19 protein-coding genes and 1 tRNA gene are annotated in these 17795 nt (G+C 38.9%); 8 read left to right on the top strand and 12 right to left on the bottom strand.

The genetic code is table 11. The features are described from left to right. Positions 1–122: 122 nt before the first annotated feature. From ahpF to FTU72_RS05685, 4 genes are all read right to left on the bottom strand, one after another. On the bottom strand, positions 123–1688 hold the full coding sequence (gene ahpF / locus FTU72_RS05700) for an alkyl hydroperoxide reductase subunit F (protein ID WP_180011699.1): 1566 nt from the start codon (positions 1686–1688) through the stop codon (positions 123–125). A 226-nt stretch (positions 1689–1914) separates the two neighbouring features. Continuing rightward, positions 1915–2832, bottom strand: coding sequence for a hypothetical protein (locus FTU72_RS05695; RefSeq protein WP_166135984.1), 918 nt, complete (start codon positions 2830–2832; stop codon positions 1915–1917). 37 nt (positions 2833–2869) lie between these two features. Further along, positions 2870–4003, bottom strand: a complete 1134-nt coding sequence (locus FTU72_RS05690; RefSeq protein ID WP_179993421.1) for a toxic anion resistance protein — start codon at positions 4001–4003, stop codon at positions 2870–2872. A gap of 16 nt (positions 4004–4019) precedes the next feature. Further along, the gene (locus tag FTU72_RS05685) at positions 4020–4811 is read right to left on the bottom strand and encodes a tellurium resistance protein (RefSeq protein WP_159124512.1); all 792 of its coding nucleotides are present in this window, start codon (positions 4809–4811) and stop codon (positions 4020–4022) included. A gap of 399 nt (positions 4812–5210) precedes the next feature. Here FTU72_RS05685 and FTU72_RS05680 point away from each other — a divergent pair, with 399 nt between their 5' ends. Beyond that, the gene (locus FTU72_RS05680; protein ID WP_005236522.1) at positions 5211–5699 is read left to right on the top strand and encodes a TIGR00645 family protein; all 489 of its coding nucleotides are present in this window, start codon (positions 5211–5213) and stop codon (positions 5697–5699) included. A gap of 63 nt (positions 5700–5762) precedes the next feature. Here FTU72_RS05680 and rnk read toward each other — a convergent pair whose 3' ends face one another. The 3 genes from rnk to FTU72_RS05665 all read right to left on the bottom strand — a co-directional run bounded on the left by rnk (position 5763) and on the right by FTU72_RS05665 (position 9198). Further along, on the bottom strand, positions 5763–6167 hold the full coding sequence (gene rnk, locus FTU72_RS05675) for a nucleoside diphosphate kinase regulator (RefSeq protein WP_034171243.1): 405 nt from the start codon (positions 6165–6167) through the stop codon (positions 5763–5765). A gap of 393 nt (positions 6168–6560) precedes the next feature. After that, positions 6561–7814: a serine hydroxymethyltransferase gene (gene glyA / locus FTU72_RS05670; protein ID WP_004784306.1), complete on the bottom strand. Its 1254-nt coding sequence runs from the start codon at positions 7812–7814 to the stop codon at positions 6561–6563. Between the two features lie 154 nt (positions 7815–7968). Next, on the bottom strand, positions 7969–9198 hold the full coding sequence (locus tag FTU72_RS05665) for an alpha/beta fold hydrolase (protein ID WP_179993420.1): 1230 nt from the start codon (positions 9196–9198) through the stop codon (positions 7969–7971). A 351-nt stretch (positions 9199–9549) separates the two neighbouring features. Here FTU72_RS05665 and FTU72_RS05660 point away from each other — a divergent pair, with 351 nt between their 5' ends. Then, complete coding sequence (locus tag FTU72_RS05660) at positions 9550–10248, top strand: putative quorum-sensing-regulated virulence factor (RefSeq protein ID WP_179993419.1); 699 nt, start codon at positions 9550–9552, stop codon at positions 10246–10248. Positions 10249–10541: 293 nt separating this feature from the next. Then, on the top strand, positions 10542–10892 hold the full coding sequence (locus FTU72_RS05655; protein WP_159124509.1) for a hypothetical protein: 351 nt from the start codon (positions 10542–10544) through the stop codon (positions 10890–10892). Positions 10893–11153: 261 nt separating this feature from the next. Here the strand turns inward: FTU72_RS05655 and FTU72_RS05650 are convergent, their stop codons facing one another. The 4 genes from FTU72_RS05650 to FTU72_RS05640 all read right to left on the bottom strand — a co-directional run bounded on the left by FTU72_RS05650 (position 11154) and on the right by FTU72_RS05640 (position 12976). Next, complete coding sequence (locus FTU72_RS05650; protein WP_179993418.1) at positions 11154–11378, bottom strand: hypothetical protein; 225 nt, start codon at positions 11376–11378, stop codon at positions 11154–11156. A 620-nt stretch (positions 11379–11998) separates the two neighbouring features. Continuing rightward, a complete protein-coding gene (locus FTU72_RS16365; protein WP_257218383.1) occupies positions 11999–12259 on the bottom strand; it encodes a hypothetical protein in 261 nt (86 codons plus the stop codon). 151 nt (positions 12260–12410) lie between these two features. Further along, a complete protein-coding gene (locus FTU72_RS16360; RefSeq protein ID WP_257218381.1) occupies positions 12411–12653 on the bottom strand; it encodes a hypothetical protein in 243 nt (80 codons plus the stop codon). Between the two features lie 134 nt (positions 12654–12787). Further along, the gene (locus FTU72_RS05640) at positions 12788–12976 is read right to left on the bottom strand and encodes a hypothetical protein (RefSeq protein WP_159124506.1); all 189 of its coding nucleotides are present in this window, start codon (positions 12974–12976) and stop codon (positions 12788–12790) included. 1031 nt (positions 12977–14007) lie between these two features. Here FTU72_RS05640 and FTU72_RS05635 point away from each other — a divergent pair. Then, positions 14008–14181 (top strand): hypothetical protein, encoded by a 174-nt coding sequence (locus FTU72_RS05635; protein ID WP_179993406.1) that lies wholly within the window; start codon positions 14008–14010, stop codon positions 14179–14181. Positions 14182–14243: 62 nt separating this feature from the next. On the opposite strand, the gene FTU72_RS05630 is transcribed toward FTU72_RS05635, so the two are convergent. Next, positions 14244–14319 (bottom strand) — tRNA-Arg (locus FTU72_RS05630). A 189-nt stretch (positions 14320–14508) separates the two neighbouring features. Here FTU72_RS05630 and FTU72_RS05625 point away from each other — a divergent pair. Genes FTU72_RS05625 through FTU72_RS05610 form a run of 4 tightly spaced genes read left to right on the top strand, consistent with a single transcriptional unit; the run spans position 14509 to position 17702 of the window. Next, a complete protein-coding gene (locus FTU72_RS05625; RefSeq protein WP_180052529.1) occupies positions 14509–15444 on the top strand; it encodes an ABC transporter ATP-binding protein in 936 nt (311 codons plus the stop codon). After that, entirely contained in the window at positions 15441–16214 is a 774-nt protein-coding gene (locus FTU72_RS05620) for an ABC transporter permease (protein WP_159124083.1), read from the top strand. The genes FTU72_RS05625 and FTU72_RS05620 overlap by 4 nt, the downstream gene beginning before the upstream one ends. Next, a complete protein-coding gene (gene queF / locus FTU72_RS05615) occupies positions 16214–17029 on the top strand; it encodes an NADPH-dependent 7-cyano-7-deazaguanine reductase QueF (protein WP_179993404.1) in 816 nt (271 codons plus the stop codon). Before FTU72_RS05620 ends, queF begins: the two co-directional genes overlap by 1 nt. 19 nt (positions 17030–17048) lie before the next feature. Beyond that, positions 17049–17702: a hypothetical protein gene (locus FTU72_RS05610; protein WP_004784477.1), complete on the top strand. Its 654-nt coding sequence runs from the start codon at positions 17049–17051 to the stop codon at positions 17700–17702. Positions 17703–17795: the final 93 nt, after the last annotated feature.

Here is a 17795-nt window from a genome sequence, read left to right as displayed (position 1 = left end):
TCTTACAATAACTAAAAAAAGGAACCCGGGTGTTAGCATCCTGAGTTCCTATAAAGCGAAAATAATAATAGGTGTTTGAGATTAAGCACCTGGAATGTGGGGATTCCAGGTGCTCTTTTTTTTTACTGACCAGAGCGAATGATGTAATCAAAGGCAGATAATGATGCTTTGGCACCTTCACCAGTCGCGATGATGATCTGTTTGTAAGGAACAGTGGTACAGTCACCTGCAGCAAACACACCTTTGACATTGGTTTCATTGCGCTCGTTAATCACAATCTCACCACGGTTAGTTAGCTCAACATCGGTTCCATTCAGGAAGTCAGTGTTCGGCAACAAACCGATCTGAACGAAGATACCTGCCAATTCAACAGTGTGCTCTTCATCAGTTGCACGGTCTTTGTATTTCAACGCTGTGACTTGTGAACCATCACCGATCACTTCGGTAGAAAGTGCATTTTTGATCACAGTCGTATTTGGCAAGCTGTTCAGTTTGTCCTGCAATACCTGATCCGCACGAAGTTTAGTATCGAACTCAACCAGCGTTACATGCTCAACAATACCTGCAAGGTCAATCGCAGCTTCTACACCGGAGTTACCACCACCAATTACCGCTACACGTTTACCTTTGAACAATGGACCGTCACAGTGTGGGCAGTACGCTACACCACGAGTTTTGTATTCTGCTTCACCCGGAACGTTCATCTCTCTCCAGCGTGCACCGGTAGACAGAATGACTGTTTTAGATTCAAGTTTCGCACCATTTTCTAAAGTCACTTCTACCAGACCATTGGCTGTACTATCTGCACCTTTGATGTCAGACACACGTTGCAGGTTCATGATGTCAACACCGTATTCACGAACGTGTGCTTCCATTTCAGCGGCAAATTTCGGACCTTGGGTTTTTTGCACTGACGTATAGTTTTCGATGTCCATGGTATCCATCACCTGACCGCCCATGCGTTCAGCCACGATGCCAGTTTTGATGCCTTTACGTGCTGCATAGATCGCTGCAGTATTCCCTGCAGGTCCACCACCAATCACCAACACATCAAATGCATCTTTGGCATTTAGTTTTTCAGCATCTTTGGCTGCGGCATTGGTATCCAGTTTGGCAATGATTTCTTCCAGTGTCATACGACCCTGACCGATATGTTCATTGTCCTGGAAGACCATTGGTACGGCCATGATTTTGCGTTCTTCCACTTCGTCCTGGAAGAAAGCCCCATCAATCATGGTTGCTGTTGTACCCGGGTTATAGATAGCAATCAGGTTCAATGCCTGCACCACATCAGGACAGTTATGGCAGCTTAAAGAGACAAATACATCAAAGTCAGATTTAATGCCTAAACCTTTAATCGATTCCAGAACTTCGGCAGAGACTTTTGGTGCATAGCCTGAAGTTTGCAGCAATGCCAGAATCAGGGAAGTAAACTCATGGCCCATCGGCAAGCCTGCAAAGAACACACGAGGCTGTTCACCGGCTTTTGCCACACCAAAGCTTGGTGCACGTTTGTTGGTACCATCAAAACGCGCAGTGACTAAATCAGAAAGTTGCGCGATTTCCTCAACCAGTTCTTTGATTTTGGCTGATTTGTCAGAGCCATCCAGAGTTGCCACTAATTCAATCGGGCCTTCCAAACGTTCAAGTAGTGTTTTTAATTGAGCTGAAGTATTTTGATCTAACATTGCTAACGTCTCCAAGGGAGTAAATATTTATTCGATGAAGCTATATTAAGTGAATAAAAAAAATAGGTAAAACAGTTTGTTTTTATCTTAATGATCGTTTTTATAGATCAAAAACCATCTCCTCATTTTATTTTTTATTATCGCTAGAATTTATGCCTTTTATCCCAAAGAAACCGAATATAGATTGGAAAATAAAAATGCTCCTTTTAAAGGAGCATTTTTAAGTTTAGAAGATTCGCTGTTCAATACGTAGCGAACGCCCCTTAATTGAATTAGCTAGTACAAATATGATTAAGCTAAGCAAGGCAAATAAGATGGCAATGCCAATAATGATGACATTGGTAATCTTGCTGACTTGTTCGGCTTGCTGGGCTTGACGATCTACACTTTGTGCCACAGGCGTTAGACTTTTGCCATAGACCTGTTGCTGCATGGTCCAGATCTGTTCCGGTTTAAATCCGTATTGTTCAAACTTGTTATCCTGCCGCTCTGCTTCAACTACTTGTGCGACATAAGGTCTGGCTGCGGATAGATCCACAGGCTTATGCAAGAGTGCAGTTTGGGCAAGTAAATAAGATTTCACCGGTGAAGCAATATCGGAATCAACCAGATAACGAGCCACTTCACTATCATTGATATTACTATCGTAATAGACCACTTGCTGATAAGCGTCTTCACGGTCATTTCTCAGGTCATATTGCCAATAAGTCAGTCCTGACCAGATCACGATAAAGGAAATCAGCCAGCCTACAAACTTCAATATGAAAGACTGAAAGCGCACATAGAAGAAGCGAAACTTCTTCAGCAATCCAACCAGAAAAAATGCACCAATAAAAGAGGCAAAGATTTTCAGAATCAGCCAGCCAAACCAGCTTAATAGAGCAAAGAAATAATCCGGACTATCCCCAATACTGGCCAGATTAGCATCGACACTGACTGGTAAATGCAGCTGTTGAAGCTGAGTACTCAGGCCAAAAAAGCCATAAACCATTTCCTGCTGAAAGAATAGACCTATCACGGATGCAATACAGACCGTAGAGGTGGTCAGTCCCAAAAGCATCAAATTACGTTGACGCTTTTTGAGTGCGACGACCCCTTGCTTGATTTCCTGAGGATTTACAGCATATTCATCTAAGGGCGGCAATCTCTACTCCTTTTTTTAGATCTTGGCCCTACTGCATTTAGTTGGGTTTAGATCCACTGGTACTTGATTCAATCACCAAATGATTCAGATTATCTTGTAAGGCTCTTAAACGTACCGTTGCTTCAGTACGTTTCTGTACACCTTCTTTCTGGATCTGAATCACATCATTAACAGTTTTAATGAGGGTATTTTGCACATGTTCAAGCGTTTCAATATCAATAACGGAACGCTGGTTGGCTTTTGCCGTATCGACCGAGTTCTGATGCAATAAATCTGCATTACGGCGTAAAAGCTCATTGGTCGCATCATCAATGGTATTGGCCAGCTGTACGCTGTTCTTCTGTTCATTCAGTGAAATGGCCAGACTGATCTGGTTTTTCCATGCTGGCAATGTGATATTTTTAATGGCATAGAATTTATCCACCAGCATCAGGTTATTGGACTGAATAATCCGGATCATAGGCAAAGTCTGCATCGCAGATTGCTGCAATACCTGTAAATCACTGATGCGTTTTTCCAGATTATTGGCTAGATGATTTAGGTCATAGATTTTTTGCGTGGTGCTCTGATCTTGTGGCAAAGCTGTGAGCGCAGCAATTTCCTGCTGTAATTCCTGTTCACGTAAACGTCCAGCTGCAATATGAATACCCAGCTGTTTATATTCTTCCTGTACCCCATCGAACATTTTATCCAGCGTATCAACGCGGGCTTTTAATCCGGATTGCGATGTTTCAATTTCCTTGACCAGCACATCAATCTGTTCTTTGGTGGTATTGAAATGCGAGTCAAAGTTATCTTTAACCCCTTTAAACTTGCTGATGATATTGCCCAGAAATCCTGAACTTTTTTTCTTGTTCAAGATACTGCTGGTATTCAGTTGCTGTGCCACCTGCACCACCTGATTCAGCTTTTGACCGGTTGCATCCAGATCTTTATTTTGTACCAGATTCAGCAATTCATCGGTATAGCTTGAAGTTTTGGTGGCTATATTTTTGCCATATTCGGCCACACTATTATGACTCATATTCTGCAGTTCTTTACGTGCTGCCAAGACCCCCTGAAAATCGGCAGGCTGCAAGCCCAGCTCTTTGAGATCCATTTGCTGAAACTTCTGTTCAGTCAGTTCAGTTGAGCTTTCGACAGGTAAATTTACTACATCAGATTTGGTCATGTTTCACCTTATATTGTTATGTATTCGAGGGTTTCTCGAGTGACTTTTTTAACGTTTTAATCAAATTGTCCCGGCTATTATCAAGTTTTTCCAGATCACTTGTCGAGTGTTTCGTCTGGCTTTGTTTGACATGATATTGCCAGGCCGGAATCAGCACCTGTTGCGCTTCTTTAAACCGATCCAGTAGGCTATAAGACAGTTGCTGGGATAATTGCATCTGGGTAATGGCAATGTCATTACTGCTTTGCAAGGTTCTTAAGGTATGCACCTTTTTTGACAGCCGCTCAGAAAAATTATCCAGTGGATGCTGATTCCTGACAAACTGCGGATATTCAGATAAAAATTCTTCTGCTGCCACAATATGCTTGGCCATTTGCTCACGTAAACCGATCAGCTGCTGGAATCGCGATTGGGATTTCTGGATTTCAATTTGCAACTTACGGCTAAGGTGATCTGCCTGATCCAGTAAATAGTCCAGTTTTTTATAGTATTCAACCTGACTTGAGCCATAGTCCAGATCAATACCCAGCCATTTCTGCAAGGCATTAAATTTACGTTTTTTAAAATATTTTTTTGATTGAGCCAGCATGTGAATCAGCTGTTCAATAGTATGGCTCAGTTGTTGGGTCAGATGGGGATCTACCCCATTTAATAGTACTGCCTGCGCCTGAATAAGTGAGTCCGCATAATGATTCAGCTTGTATTGATCGTGGAGTAAAGGCACAAGTTCGTTGCGCTTGATACTTAGAATCTCGCTCTGCTCTACTGCAATGTCTTGGATTGGAATCAAAACATCTATCTGTGACATGGCCCTTTAAACTCAATGAATTCGATTTTTATAGTACGTCTTTTCATTCAACATAACATGTAGCATTTTGCAAAGGAATGCTTCAAGCCATAGAATTTTCTTTATATACGTTGAAGATATTGTTGGAATTAAGTTTGGCCTACAGTCATTTCTTGTATGAATCATTTTGCTTCTAGCCTGCTGTTGCTCTATAACCTTTCCCATCAGCCTCAAATAGGCTAATAATCAACCAAATAAGGATAAGTACAATAAATGCCAAATTAATTTATGGTCTTAATTAAGCTTTTTTTAAACTTAAGAATACTTATAAGGCATTATAAAACATAAATAATTCTCGAATTTTAAGCATGAATTATTTATGATCAAGATCAACAATAAAGTAGGTAACCTGAGAATAAAATGGAACGTTTTTTTCATAATACGATGTATGCCGCACGCTGGATCTTGGCACCTGTCTATTTTGGTTTATCATTCGCTTTATTATTGCTGGCCTTAAAATTCTTTCAGGAAGTCATTCATGTCCTGCCGCATATCTTTGAATATACTGAAGCTGACCTGATCTTGGTAATTCTCTCCCTGGTTGATATGACCATGGTTGGTGGACTTATTGTGATGGTGATGTTTTCAGGTTATGAAAATTTTGTTTCACAACTCAAAATTGATGAAAATAAAACCCGCCTGAACTGGCTCGGCACTATGGATGCCAATTCGCTTAAACTCAAAGTTGCGGCTTCCATCGTAGCTATTTCTTCGATTCATTTACTGCGTATTTTTATGGATGCCCGCAACGTCGAGAATGACAAAATCATGTGGTACATCATTATGCATCTGACTTTTGTGATTTCTGCATTTATTATGGGTTATCTGGATAAACTCACAAAGCATTAAAACATGGATATTAAAAAGCCCCGATTATAGGGGCCTTTTTATATTGGCGAATTAACTAAAAAATTATAGATAGTCACCTTCTCGTTCCGGCTGATACAGCACTTTTTCAATCGTGACTTTCATCAACTGACCATCAGGTTGTGGCCATTCAATGGTCTGTCCTTCTGCCAAGCCCAAGATTGCAGTTCCAATCGGTGCTACGACATTCACTTGCCCTTTTTCACCTTTAAACTCATGCGGGTAGACTAAGGTGATTTCTACAGGCTCCGTTGATGGTGCAATCGTCAGCAATGCACGCGCATGCATGGTCACCACATTGCTTGGCATGTCCTCTGGCTTGACCACTTCAGCACGAGCCAGTTCATCTTCCAGTTGAAGCATGGTCTCACTGAGCTTGTCTTGATTTTCAAGCATGGTTTCGAGACGCTCCACATCCTGTTCAGATAAAATAATTTTTGGTTTAGCCATTCTTACTACCTTGTTTAATGAATGATTGAATAGTCTTTAAAAAGCGAATGAATCTAGGTTCTAAGTGGTTAATCAGATTAAATTAAGTTCAAATATAAAAAATCTATTTTTAGCTGCTAAAAAAATTGTGTCTTAACTCAACTTATAAAGCTGTTTTTCAAAGAATGTAACCAGTTTTAGAAAAACTCAATACTCTTTTCGAAATCAGATTTATAGGATCTGTATTTCTCAACTTTGTTTTATAAAAGGATAAGTATTTTCTATATAGGATTGATTAAGCTTTGATCTTATCTTCCCTTTTAACTCATCGTAAAAGCTAGCAGCAGAAGATGAATCAGAAAAAATATCACCCAATAAAAAAGCCCCCTTGAGGGGGCTTTTCTCAAGTTAGGCTTATTTTGCGTAAACAGGGAATTTAGCACAAACAGCAGCAACTTTTTCTTTAACAGCAGCGATCACAGCTTCATCGCCTTTAGCATCAAGGATATCAGCGATCCAACCAGCAAGTTCACGAACTTCTGATTCACCGAAACCACGAGTCGTTACAGCAGGTGTACCGATACGGATACCTGAAGTCACGAATGGAGAACGTGGATCATTTGGTACAGAGTTTTTGTTCACAGTGATGTGTGCAGCACCCAACCAAGCGTCAGCATCTTTACCAGTGATGTCTTGTTTGATCAGAGACAACAAGAACAGGTGGTTTTTAGTGCCGCCAGATACAACATCGTAACCGCGTTCGATTAGAACTTCAGCCATTGCTTGAGCATTCTTAACCACTTGTTGTTGGTATGCTTTGTATTCAGGTGCCATTGCTTCTTTGAAGCAGATTGCTTTAGCAGCAACCGCGTGAACCAGAGGACCACCTTGGTTACCCGGGAATACAGCTGATTGAAGTTTTTTCTCGATTTCTTCGTTTGCTTTTGCAAGGATCAGACCTGAACGTGGACCACGAAGAGTTTTGTGAGTAGTCGTTGTTGTTACGTCAGCAATTTGAACTGGGCTTGGGTAAACGCCAGCAGCAACCAGACCAGCAACGTGAGCCATATCTACAAACAGGTAAGCACCAACTTTATCCGCGATGTCACGGAAACGTTGCCAATCTACGATTTGGCTGTATGCAGAGAAACCAGCTACGATCATACGTGGTTTGTGTTCTACAGCTAGACGTTCAACTTCTTCATAATCGATCTCACCAGTTTCTGGATTCAGACCGTATTGAATTGCATTATAAGTTTTACCTGAGAAGCTTACTTTCGCACCGTGAGTCAAGTGACCACCGTGAGCCAAGCTCATACCCAATACTGTGTCGCCTGGGTTAAGCAGCGCTAGGTAAACTGCAGAGTTTGCTTGAGAACCAGCATGTGGCTGAACGTTAGCATAATCAGCACCAAATAATTCTTTAGCACGGTCAATTGCCAATTGTTCAATGACATCTACATATTCACAACCGCCATAGTAGCGTTTGCCTGGGTAGCCTTCTGCATATTTGTTAGTGAGTTTTGATCCTTGAGCTTCCATTACTGCTGGTGAGCAATAGTTTTCAGAAGCGATCAACTCGATGTGCGCTTCTTGGCGAGCATCTTCGTTAGAGATTGCTTGAGCGATTTCTGGATCAAATTCAGCAATAGAGATATTGGCAAACATTAGCGAGGTCCTATTAAATTAGGGCTTTTAAGCCGTGCTAAGATTGGCGCGTATTGTAACATGAACTTTGCCAATTTCGATCATGAACTTTATTCAGTTTGCAATAAAAATAGCTCATGCTTAAAAAAACATGAGCTATAGAGATAAAAATAAGTTATTGAATTGGCATTAGAGATTTTACATCTGAAATAATATTAGCGATATTCAGTGCATAGACGCTACCATGATCCCATGAACCGTCCGTAATATAGCGTACCGAGGTTTGTTTCTGATTCGCTAAGCTCACTAAAACATCTGTTGCAGCCTTTGGAACAGTAGAATCCGCCTCTCCCTGATAAATAATCACAGGTGTAGACACTTTAACCTGTAAAGGCTGAGAGTCTTTATCCAGGAAATTCTTCACTACTGGAATACTCATAAAATTAGCTTGAGTACGCGGATATTCTTCCAGATTCCCATTGGTTTGGGCATAAGCTCCCATTGCCGTACCGAATTTGTTGCCTAATACATCATAACAATCTGTTTCGGCATTCTTGGCAATCTCGTCTGTTGGTGTTTTAAAGACCTGAATATATTGCAGATTTGGATTCGGATTACGCAATCCCGCGACAATCAGCGCGGTAAAAGTATCTAAAGAGGCTAGAGTTTGAATCTTTTTATTCAGATCTGGTTCTTGTCCAGCTTGAGCCTCACCACCTGCCAGAATCAGACTGAAATTAGAAGCAGGTGCTAAAGCTACCGTACCTTTATAAGTCATTTGAGAAGCACGTGCTGCATATTGGGCAGCGCCTAAAGCCGCTTGACCACCTTGAGAATGACCGACAGCCATCCATTGATTAGAGGCTTCCGAACCTAAATAGTCTTTTGCTGCGACGACAGCATCGGTAATGGAATAGGCTTCACTCTTAAGATTAAGGAAAGGATGAAGTTCTTTTCCACCCGGCTCACCCAAACCTTCATAATCAGGCGCAACGACCACATATCCCGCTTGAAGGAATCCGGCAATCATATTTTTGATATAAGAATTTATTTCATTGCGACTTGGTGCACACTGATCGGCCACACCCGTCGTACCATGTGCCCATGCCACTATCGGCCAACCTTTTGCAGGAGGCGTTCCTTTTGGAGTGAAAAGCAGTGCCGTCGCTTGGGTTTCCTTATTATTAATACCTAACATCTTATAGGTCATGACCACGCTCTCATCGGCAACAGCAGTCAGATCTGTTTTGGTATAGGCTACAGGTGTGGTTACGACTGGATTGTCAATATTATTTACGGGAATAGCGGGTTTGGATTCATAATAACGATCATCATCGCTATCATTACAGGCAGTTAAAGCTACGCTTAGCGCGAGTAGAGAACCAGTCAATACATGACGTTTCATCGATCTTATCCTTGTCTTAATTATTATCTCTCATAATTTTTATAGTTTTATCTTTATCAGTTGATAAAACTAGACAATAATTTCCCAAGTTATTTCATTAAATACAAGAGATTATTTTGTTATTTTTCTAATAAATAGCGATTTAATTTATGACCATTCCAACACGATAAATTTAAGTTTTGGAAATATTTACAGAAACTTTGAAAACTTTTATTTATAAGTGTAGATTACAAATATTCTATATCAGTCAAAAAGTCTGCAATTAAAGTTGAAATCCGGCATTTCAATTGTCAGGATCGAAACAATAATGTTAGATTTTGATATCCACTTTTTTTCAGGCATATTCTCGTCATGCAGGCTATCATTCTCGATACTGAAACCCATACCTTGAATGGTCAACCCATTGAAATTGCCTATGCGCCTGTAGAGATCATAGACCATAAAATCAGTCTGGATAAAAGTCGCTTGTTTGATCAGCTTTATTCATGCGACGAACCGATTTCCTTTGCCGCAATGGCCGTACATCATATTCTGCAGTCCGATTTGGAAGGACAACCGCATTACAGCAGCTTTGAACTCCCGCAAGAAACCACTTATATCATTGGCCATAATATTGATTATGATATTCGTGCCTTAGAAAAATGTGGCGTCGATTCATCGAATATTAAAGCAATTTGTACCCTTGCCCTCGCCCGCCGTGTTTGGCCAGAGGCTGAAGCACATAATATCTCTGCATTAATCTATATGATTACCAAAGGCAGCGAACGCGCCCGGGAAATGATCCGTAAAGCCCATCGCGCCGATATGGATATCATTTTGACAGCAAATATCCTGATGCATATTGTGCATCACCTGAAAATCAGCAGTATTGAAGAACTCTATGAGGCATCTGAAGATGCGCGTATTCCACGGACCATCAATTTTGGTAAGCACCGTGGCACTGCGATTGCCGATCTTCCTGCTGACTATGTTCAGTGGTTACTTCGCCAGGATGACTTAGATCCTTATCTACGCAAAGCATTGGAAAATACGGCGATCCTTACGCTGTAAATTAAATTTTTTCGTCCCTCTTTAAATATTGAGAGGGGTTTCTAACTAATAATGTTTTTTTATTCAGCAAGTGAAACAAAGTATTTTATAGATGACTACCTTAGTCTTTAAAGCTCTTAACTAATCGCTATTCAGAATAAAAATAGATGCAAATCAATATTAATTTATTGATTTTTAATAATTTAATATTTAATCCTTTCTCACGCCTAACCGTTCTTATACTTTAGCGTGATAGAACATACCTCTAAACAGGCGCATATAGGAAATAATATAAATTAATCCTCTTTCTTCCCATGCAATACTATCTTGAATTCGATGCCTTTGATAATCCCATGCAGCTCAGTAAAGTGGGCAATTGGGTAATCACTTTTTTAAGTCCAGCTGAAGAATTGGACACTATACAACTTGCGATTACTTATGTACTACCACGCCAGATCAGTGATGTATTACAGCCACGACGGGTATTAATTCAAAAGAGTTCAATCGAACATCATTGGCTAATTCAAACCATTGAATGTTTTGACAGCGGAACCAATCAGGAAGTACATATTAGGCCTGCAGATGAACTGGGACAGCAAACCTTGTATCAAATTCTGGACGAGTTTGACCGTTATGATGTAAATGTCACATTAAAAGTTTTCTGAAATAATACTTTTCTCAGAGCGTATTTTGAAGAAGTTCATTTAGATCATCTATGTAGATAGCTTGATGTTATTTAATATAAAAAATTAAGAAACTGAGAAAAGATAAGAATTTATCCAATCTCTTCGAATTAAATTTATCAGTTTTTATTCTGCATCAAATATTTATAAAGAAGCTGAACTCAGATATCAAAATCAAGCTCATCATTGGATGAGCTATATCTTTTTTAAGGGTCGCAAAGCAGCTTAATGAATCCCGAATCCTTATTTAGGATCCAAAACACGATAGATACAGTCGGTCTGCTCACTGGCAAATAACAGTTCAATTGTTGGTCTGATAATTTCATCATCCACGACAATATAGTCGACTTGCTGTTCCAAACGCTGGGACGGATCACTATGCTGAGCGCCAGCACGTAGTAATGCTTTTACATTCAGGATTTTGCCATACTGGTTTTTGACTTGCACTTCAATTAAATCTTTTGTCATCGTCATACCTCCCTTTATTGGCATTATTAAATTTGCTTGTCTGAATTCTTATAACATAGTTATTTGAAAGGCTTTCAAACGAATATGTAAGATTTTTTAGCGAGCACTTTTTATCGACTATATATTGCCGCTAATGAAGAATGTGCCATACAAATAAAAGAGTCGAAATGATTAACAACTCTCGCTTAGAATTTTGTATTAAAAAGCCCGCATCACTGCGGGCTCTGTGTTGGATGGCTAGTGCTAGATTTATTGCCTGAACCTAAGTTCGAGCTCAACTAACTGTCATTGATCCGTCCAACTTATTGGTAGCGTCGTTTCGTTTTATGACCTACCATGAGTTCAATATAGCAGGATTTTTTTTACCAACAATACGCTTTTACACTTCTAAAAGAAGACTTATACAATATTTAAATTGTACTTTTTCAAAAGCAGATTAGAATATTTTGGCTGGATCAATAAAGCACTACAAACAATTCTATTCTTTTCTATCCCTACATCCTATCTATTTAAATTTTAATAAAAATATTCTTTATTTATGTGAAAAATGAATAATTTTATCTAAATATAATTTCAAGTCTTAAGTAAAAGAGTTCGCTATTAAGGCGATTGATTAGCCACTAAAAGTAATAGCGAAAACTAAATTGATAAGTAACCCCATTCAAATCCAGATCATCACTCTTGCCAGAGACACATGCGCCATTCATGCAAATCTTGGCATCACGGTTAAACATCCATTGATAACCAAAAGATCCAATTAAATCTGCTTCAGGAGCAACTTTATAACCGACCTCCAATGCAACGGGAATTGTAAAATAATCCAATTCAAGATCGATTCGACCAAGATCTGCATCCGTTTCACTTTCATCTACCCAGCTCATTCCTAAGCCTATAGAAACTGCTGAATAAAGCTGATCATTTTCCAGAAATTTATTTTTTATCCCAACTGCAACTTGATTGTAATCAATATCTGAACTTTGAAATTTATATTCGGCCCATAAGCTGGCCGTTGGATGGGATTGATATTCACCATTAATAAACAGCCCATCGAATGATTCGGTACCAAAAAAGCTGTCTGCCCCCTATTTTTGAACCGGCATAGCCAAAAGCTAAATAATACTGACTTATTAGGTTTTCTTGAGCATGATAAGGTGTAGTCGTAATAACTGCTTTATCTTTTGGAGCAGGATTACCATGTTGAATAGCTAAAGGTGTATTCGCTCCAGCAACTGAAGAAGCCCCAATCATCAACCCAATGAATAATAATTTTTTCATATCTATGTCTCATTTTTATTATGAGAATAAGATACTAATTTTTAAGAGAAAAACCACTCTATGTGACTAGATTCCTATTCTTTCCCCTGTACTCAAATATACATGAGAAGATAAATGCTTTTGGTCAATATATGCTATTGACCTTTAATCATGAATAATTGTTTTGCATTTTCTTTAGCCAAGATTGACATGAGTAGTGATGCTACAATTAATAAAATTCCAATAATTACTAAACGCACTTCTTGATGAATAAATCCTGTAATCAAGGCAATTACAGCAAGAAGGATGAAAACACCAACTGATCCCATTTTTAGTATGTTCATTATTAACCCCTTATTATTTCTATTTTTTAGATTTATTTTCTTCATCTTATTAAATGATGCATTACTGATTTTAAGAAGCCTCTTTCCCCCTCCCTAGTATTTTTATCTTTACATGAAATAGATCATCTTTCCTTCGTCCTGAAAGGATCTTTTAAGCTGTTTTTACACGCTTGTAAGACTAGGCTTGCAGCCACAATGGACAATAGACCGATTATTCCAAATATAAAATCACTGAGGATTACACCTACAATAATGGATGTGAGAGCACATATAAGAAGAATTAACAACAGCCCAATTTGTAGAATTTGCATAAAAAATCCCCTAATTAATTGTATAATCATTCCACTTTGTATGCAATTTGTAAATAATATTTTTAAAATTTTATAAATTATTATTTGATAAAAATTTTCTGCTGAGGATATTCCTTCTAAAATTTTAGCTATCTAACTTTCTTTCCAAAAATAAAATTTTCAATATTAAATTATTATTTTCAACAACTTAAATCAACATATCATTTTTTTATTTAAAGATTTTTTCTTTTCATTTTCTCAAATGAGATATATAAAGTTAGAATTCTCAAATGTGTATCAATTCTTATGAAAAATTCCAATTTTTAGCTTTAAAAAATTGGCAAAATACATCATTTAAGCATGCAAAAAATTTAGGATAATTATGATTGGGTCGTAACAAAGGCTTCATCATATAACGACTTATTTCTAACCGTTGTGTTAAATGATGAAAATAGTGGCATATATATTTATAGCATGATGAATTACATGAACTATGAACTTAGAATAAATTAATTTATAAAACTTATATTTTTACTTAAATCTTCATTTACTTCTATCTACCTTGAAGAATTTTTCAATTACAAAAGTAATCTTACATTCGCAACAATACCTAGAATCAAATCATTTCTAAATACAACAATGTAATTCATCCACTTTTATAGAATTAAAGGACTAGGGTATAGAATTAAAGGACTAGGGCGACTTATACATATATATATTCTCAACAAGAGGTAATTCCCGATGGCTAAACCAGATGAAGAACTGAATGAAGAGTTTCCAGAAGAAGAATTAGATCCACAAGAGAAACAGGATCGAGAGATTCAACGCGGTCAGTTAGGCGTGAATCAAGACCCTCAGGTTAAAAGAGATCAAATACGTCAAAAACATCAGGATGAAGAGGAAGAGAATCCATAATTTATTTTATAGATCTGAAATTGATTTTTTAATCTAATGAGGAAAGTGAACTTATAAAATGATGGTGCGGCCAGCGGGACTCGAACCCACGCCACAGGCTTCGGAGACCTGTACTCTATCCAGTTGAGCTATGGCCGCAGCTTTTTGGAATGCGCACATCATAACAAAAATTCGCATAAGGTAAAGCAACTATCTATAACTTCGTTATTTTTATGCCTATCCTTTATACAGTGTGCCAAAACAGCAACAGAGAATTCCATGTGAATGACTTGGTTTATTCTGCAAGATCACTCACAATATCTCAACTTTTCACCATTTGAGATCTCTATGACTGATGCGCTGACATTAAGGGATTTGTCGAAGACCTATGGAAATGGTTTTCAGGCACTTAAAGGAATCAACTTAACTGTACCTGAAGGTGAATTCTATGCCCTGTTAGGACCTAATGGCGCGGGCAAGTCCACTACTATTGGTATTATCAGTTCATTAACAAGAAAAACCTCTGGAACCGTTGAGATTTTTGGCCACAATCTGGATACCCACCCTTCTGAAGCCAAACAATGTCTAGGTGTGGTGCCCCAAGAATTTAACTTTGCCCAGTTTGAAAAAACCTTTGATATTCTGGTCACTCAAGCCGGTTATTACGGTATTCCTAAAAAAATTGCCCAAGCGCGTGCTGAAGAATATTTAAATAAACTGGGTCTTTGGGAAAAACGCTCTACCCAAGCTCGTATGCTTTCAGGGGGTATGAAACGTCGCCTGATGATTGCCCGTGCGATGATGCATGAACCAAAATTACTGATTCTGGATGAACCGACCGCCGGTGTAGATATCGAATTGCGTCGTTCCATGTGGGATTTTCTTAATGAAATGAACAATAATGGTACTTCTATTATTTTAACGACTCATTATCTGGAAGAAGCAGAGATGTTGTGTCGTCGGATTGCGATTATCGACCATGGTGTGATCAAAGAAGATACCACCATGAAGAACTTCCTGAATCAGCTTAATGAAGAATCCTTTATCTTCGATCTGGCTGCGCCTATTGAGCCATTAAATATTGAAATTATTGGTGTGAAATTTAATTTAGTTGATCCAATGACCCTAGAAGTGACACTGGATAAAGCTCATAGCATGAATGACCTGTTCCAGTTACTGGAATCTCAGAATATTCAAGTACGCAGTATGCGTAACAAGTCAAATCGCTTAGAAGAACTGTTTGTGAAAATGGTCGAGAAAAATCTGGATGGAGCTGCACAATGAATATAAATCAGCTCGGCGTCGCCTTATATACCATCGTTCATAAAGAAGTTCGCCGCTTTATGCGGATCTGGCCACAAACCCTGTTGCCACCTGCCATTACCATGAGTCTATATTTCGTGATCTTCGGTAATCTGGTCGGTTCACGTATTGGGGAAATGGGCGGCTATAGTTATATGGAGTTTATTGTCCCTGGTCTGATTATGATGGCGGTGATTACTAATAGTTATGCCAACGTTTCTTCCAGCTTCTTTAGCTCAAAATTTCAGAAAAGCATTGAAGAGCTAATTATGAGCCCTGTACCTTTACATGCCATTTTATGGGGCTATGTATTGGGTGGTGTAATTCGTGGTCTGTTTGTTGCCATTATTGTCAGTGCCATGAGCCTGTTTTTTGCAGACCTTTATATTACTAACTGGTTTGTGACTATATATACAGTACTCATTACCTCGCTATTATTCTCTCTAGGCGGTTTTATTAATGCTGTCTATGCCAAATCTTTTGATGATATCTCGATCATCCCGACTTTTGTACTTACACCACTGACCTATTTAGGCGGTGTATTTTATGCGATTTCAGCCTTAAGTCCGTTCTGGCAAAATCTCTCTTTAGTTAACCCGATCGTGTATATGGTCAATGCGTTCCGTTTCGGCATTTTAGGTCATAGTGATGTCAATGTTTCCGTTTCATTGGTCGTGATTACTTTCTGGTGTGCCGTGCTTTACGGTATTGCTTACTATTTATTGTCTCGTGGTTCAGGAATGCGTGAATAATGAGTGTAGAACATTCTCTCCTTGGTAAAGACACCAACTACCCAACAGAGTATCAACCCGATATTTTGTTCCCGATTTCTCGTGCGCCTGCCCGTGAAAAATATGCCCATGTTGAAGCTATTCAGCAAGGCAAAGACTGGTGGCATGTTTTTGAAATTTCTTGGTTAAATGCTGCCGGTGTGCCTCAAGTGGCGATTGGTCGGATTACCCTGCCAGCATTTTCCCCAAATCTCATTGAATCAAAGTCTTTAAAGCTGTATTTCAATAGTCTGAACTTTACCAAGTTTGATTCGAAAGAGGCCTTTATTGCAACTGTAGAAAAAGATCTCTCAAAAGCTGCCGATGCTGAAATTACTTTAGATCTTTTCCATGTCGATGAACTGGAAATTTCCAAGCCTGAAGGTATCTGTATTGATGACCTGACTCCGGAACGCCTGGAAAATCATCCAGATGCTTCTTTATTGTCTTTAGATCAGCAAAGCGATGAAAATATCGAAGTGCAACTCTATTCACATTTATTAAGAAGTAACTGTCCAGTCACTGGACAACCGGACTGGGGTACAGTATTTATACGCTATCAGGGCAAAAAACCTTGTTATAAGAGTATTTTGGCTTATATTATTTCTTACCGTCAGCATAACGGTTTCCACGAACAATGTGTGGAACAGATGTTTGCCGATATTTGGCAAAATCTGAAACCGGAAAAGCTGATGGTATATGCGACCTATACACGCCGTGGTGGATTGGATATCAACCCTTGTCGTGTATCGGATTCCACATGGATGCCTCGCCCTATTCGTTTAGCGCGACAATAAAAAACATTGAGGTTTAAGAATGCCTTTTTTTGGTTTTATTCCTTCTGCAGAACTATTAAATACAATTCAGACTGCACAGAAAAATAAAAACTCGAGTGAACCACTTTATCCACTGCGTGATAAAACCGCATTAATGATTAATGATGAAATTATTGATGCGATTCTCACGGAACTGGTACGCCGTTTTCCTGCAAGCGAAAAACGCGATACGGCAGAAAAACTGGCGGGCTATATCAAGTCCACTGTAGCAGTGTTACTGAAACAGTTGCTGGGTAAAGCACCAAATGAAGTCGTCAAGGAGTCGATTGCTTTTTCTGAGCGCAGCCTGTTTAAAGATCCGGAAGGAAATTTCCGTATTGGTGAACCTCTGGATGCCAATTTGGTCACCAATCTAAAACACCATTATGCAGAATTAAAAGCTGGCCAAAGTGTCGATAAGCAGAGTCTCAGCAATCTGTACAAACAGTTTGGTGAAGCGACTGTACGTCATTTCATGGTCGACTTTAATAAAACCTTAGATTTAGGCATGATTAAACGCAAGGCTGCTGATATTGGTGCTTCAGCGGTAATCAAAGCGATTAATATTGCAGCAGATAAAATCATCCTGAATTTAAATAAGGATGAACTTCAGGCAATGGCAGAATATCACGACACCCTATTCTTTACTGAATAAAGCCGCATATTTATTCAAATAATGCAGATTAAGCCTGACTTCGGTCAGGCTTTTTTTGTGGCTTAAGAAATAGCTTGTTACAGTTATTGTGAA

This window comes from Acinetobacter sp. YH12137, assembly GCF_013418535.1.
In the GTDB taxonomy this organism is placed as follows: Bacteria; Pseudomonadota; Gammaproteobacteria; order Pseudomonadales; family Moraxellaceae; genus Acinetobacter.
This window is presented reverse-complemented; position numbering and strand designations above follow the sequence as displayed.

Coding starts and splice junctions, on each gene's coding strand:
- ahpF (WP_180011699.1), bottom strand. CDS start 1,688: ATGTTAGATCAAAATACTTCAGCTCAATTAAAAACACTACTTGAACGT.
- FTU72_RS05690 (WP_179993421.1), bottom strand. CDS start 4,003: ATGACCAAATCTGATGTAGTAAATTTACCTGTCGAAAGCTCAACTGAA.
- FTU72_RS05685 (WP_159124512.1), bottom strand. CDS start 4,811: ATGTCACAGATAGATGTTTTGATTCCAATCCAAGACATTGCAGTAGAG.
- FTU72_RS05680 (WP_005236522.1), top strand. CDS start 5,211: ATGGAACGTTTTTTTCATAATACGATGTATGCCGCACGCTGGATCTTG.
- rnk (WP_034171243.1), bottom strand. CDS start 6,167: ATGGCTAAACCAAAAATTATTTTATCTGAACAGGATGTGGAGCGTCTC.
- glyA (WP_004784306.1), bottom strand. CDS start 7,814: ATGTTTGCCAATATCTCTATTGCTGAATTTGATCCAGAAATCGCTCAA.
- FTU72_RS05665 (WP_179993420.1), bottom strand. CDS start 9,198: ATGAAACGTCATGTATTGACTGGTTCTCTACTCGCGCTAAGCGTAGCT.
- FTU72_RS05660 (WP_179993419.1), top strand. CDS start 9,550: ATGCAGGCTATCATTCTCGATACTGAAACCCATACCTTGAATGGTCAA.
- FTU72_RS05655 (WP_159124509.1), top strand. CDS start 10,542: ATGCAATACTATCTTGAATTCGATGCCTTTGATAATCCCATGCAGCTC.
- FTU72_RS05650 (WP_179993418.1), bottom strand. CDS start 11,378: ATGACAAAAGATTTAATTGAAGTGCAAGTCAAAAACCAGTATGGCAAA.
- FTU72_RS16365 (WP_257218383.1), bottom strand. CDS start 12,259: ATGAGCTGGGTAGATGAAAGTGAAACGGATGCAGATCTTGGTCGAATC.
- FTU72_RS16360 (WP_257218381.1), bottom strand. CDS start 12,653: ATGAAAAAATTATTATTCATTGGGTTGATGATTGGGGCTTCTTCAGTT.
- FTU72_RS05640 (WP_159124506.1), bottom strand. CDS start 12,976: ATGAACATACTAAAAATGGGATCAGTTGGTGTTTTCATCCTTCTTGCT.
- FTU72_RS05635 (WP_179993406.1), top strand. CDS start 14,008: ATGGCTAAACCAGATGAAGAACTGAATGAAGAGTTTCCAGAAGAAGAA.
- FTU72_RS05625 (WP_180052529.1), top strand. CDS start 14,509: ATGACTGATGCGCTGACATTAAGGGATTTGTCGAAGACCTATGGAAAT.
- FTU72_RS05620 (WP_159124083.1), top strand. CDS start 15,441: ATGAATATAAATCAGCTCGGCGTCGCCTTATATACCATCGTTCATAAA.
- queF (WP_179993404.1), top strand. CDS start 16,214: ATGAGTGTAGAACATTCTCTCCTTGGTAAAGACACCAACTACCCAACA.
- FTU72_RS05610 (WP_004784477.1), top strand. CDS start 17,049: ATGCCTTTTTTTGGTTTTATTCCTTCTGCAGAACTATTAAATACAATT.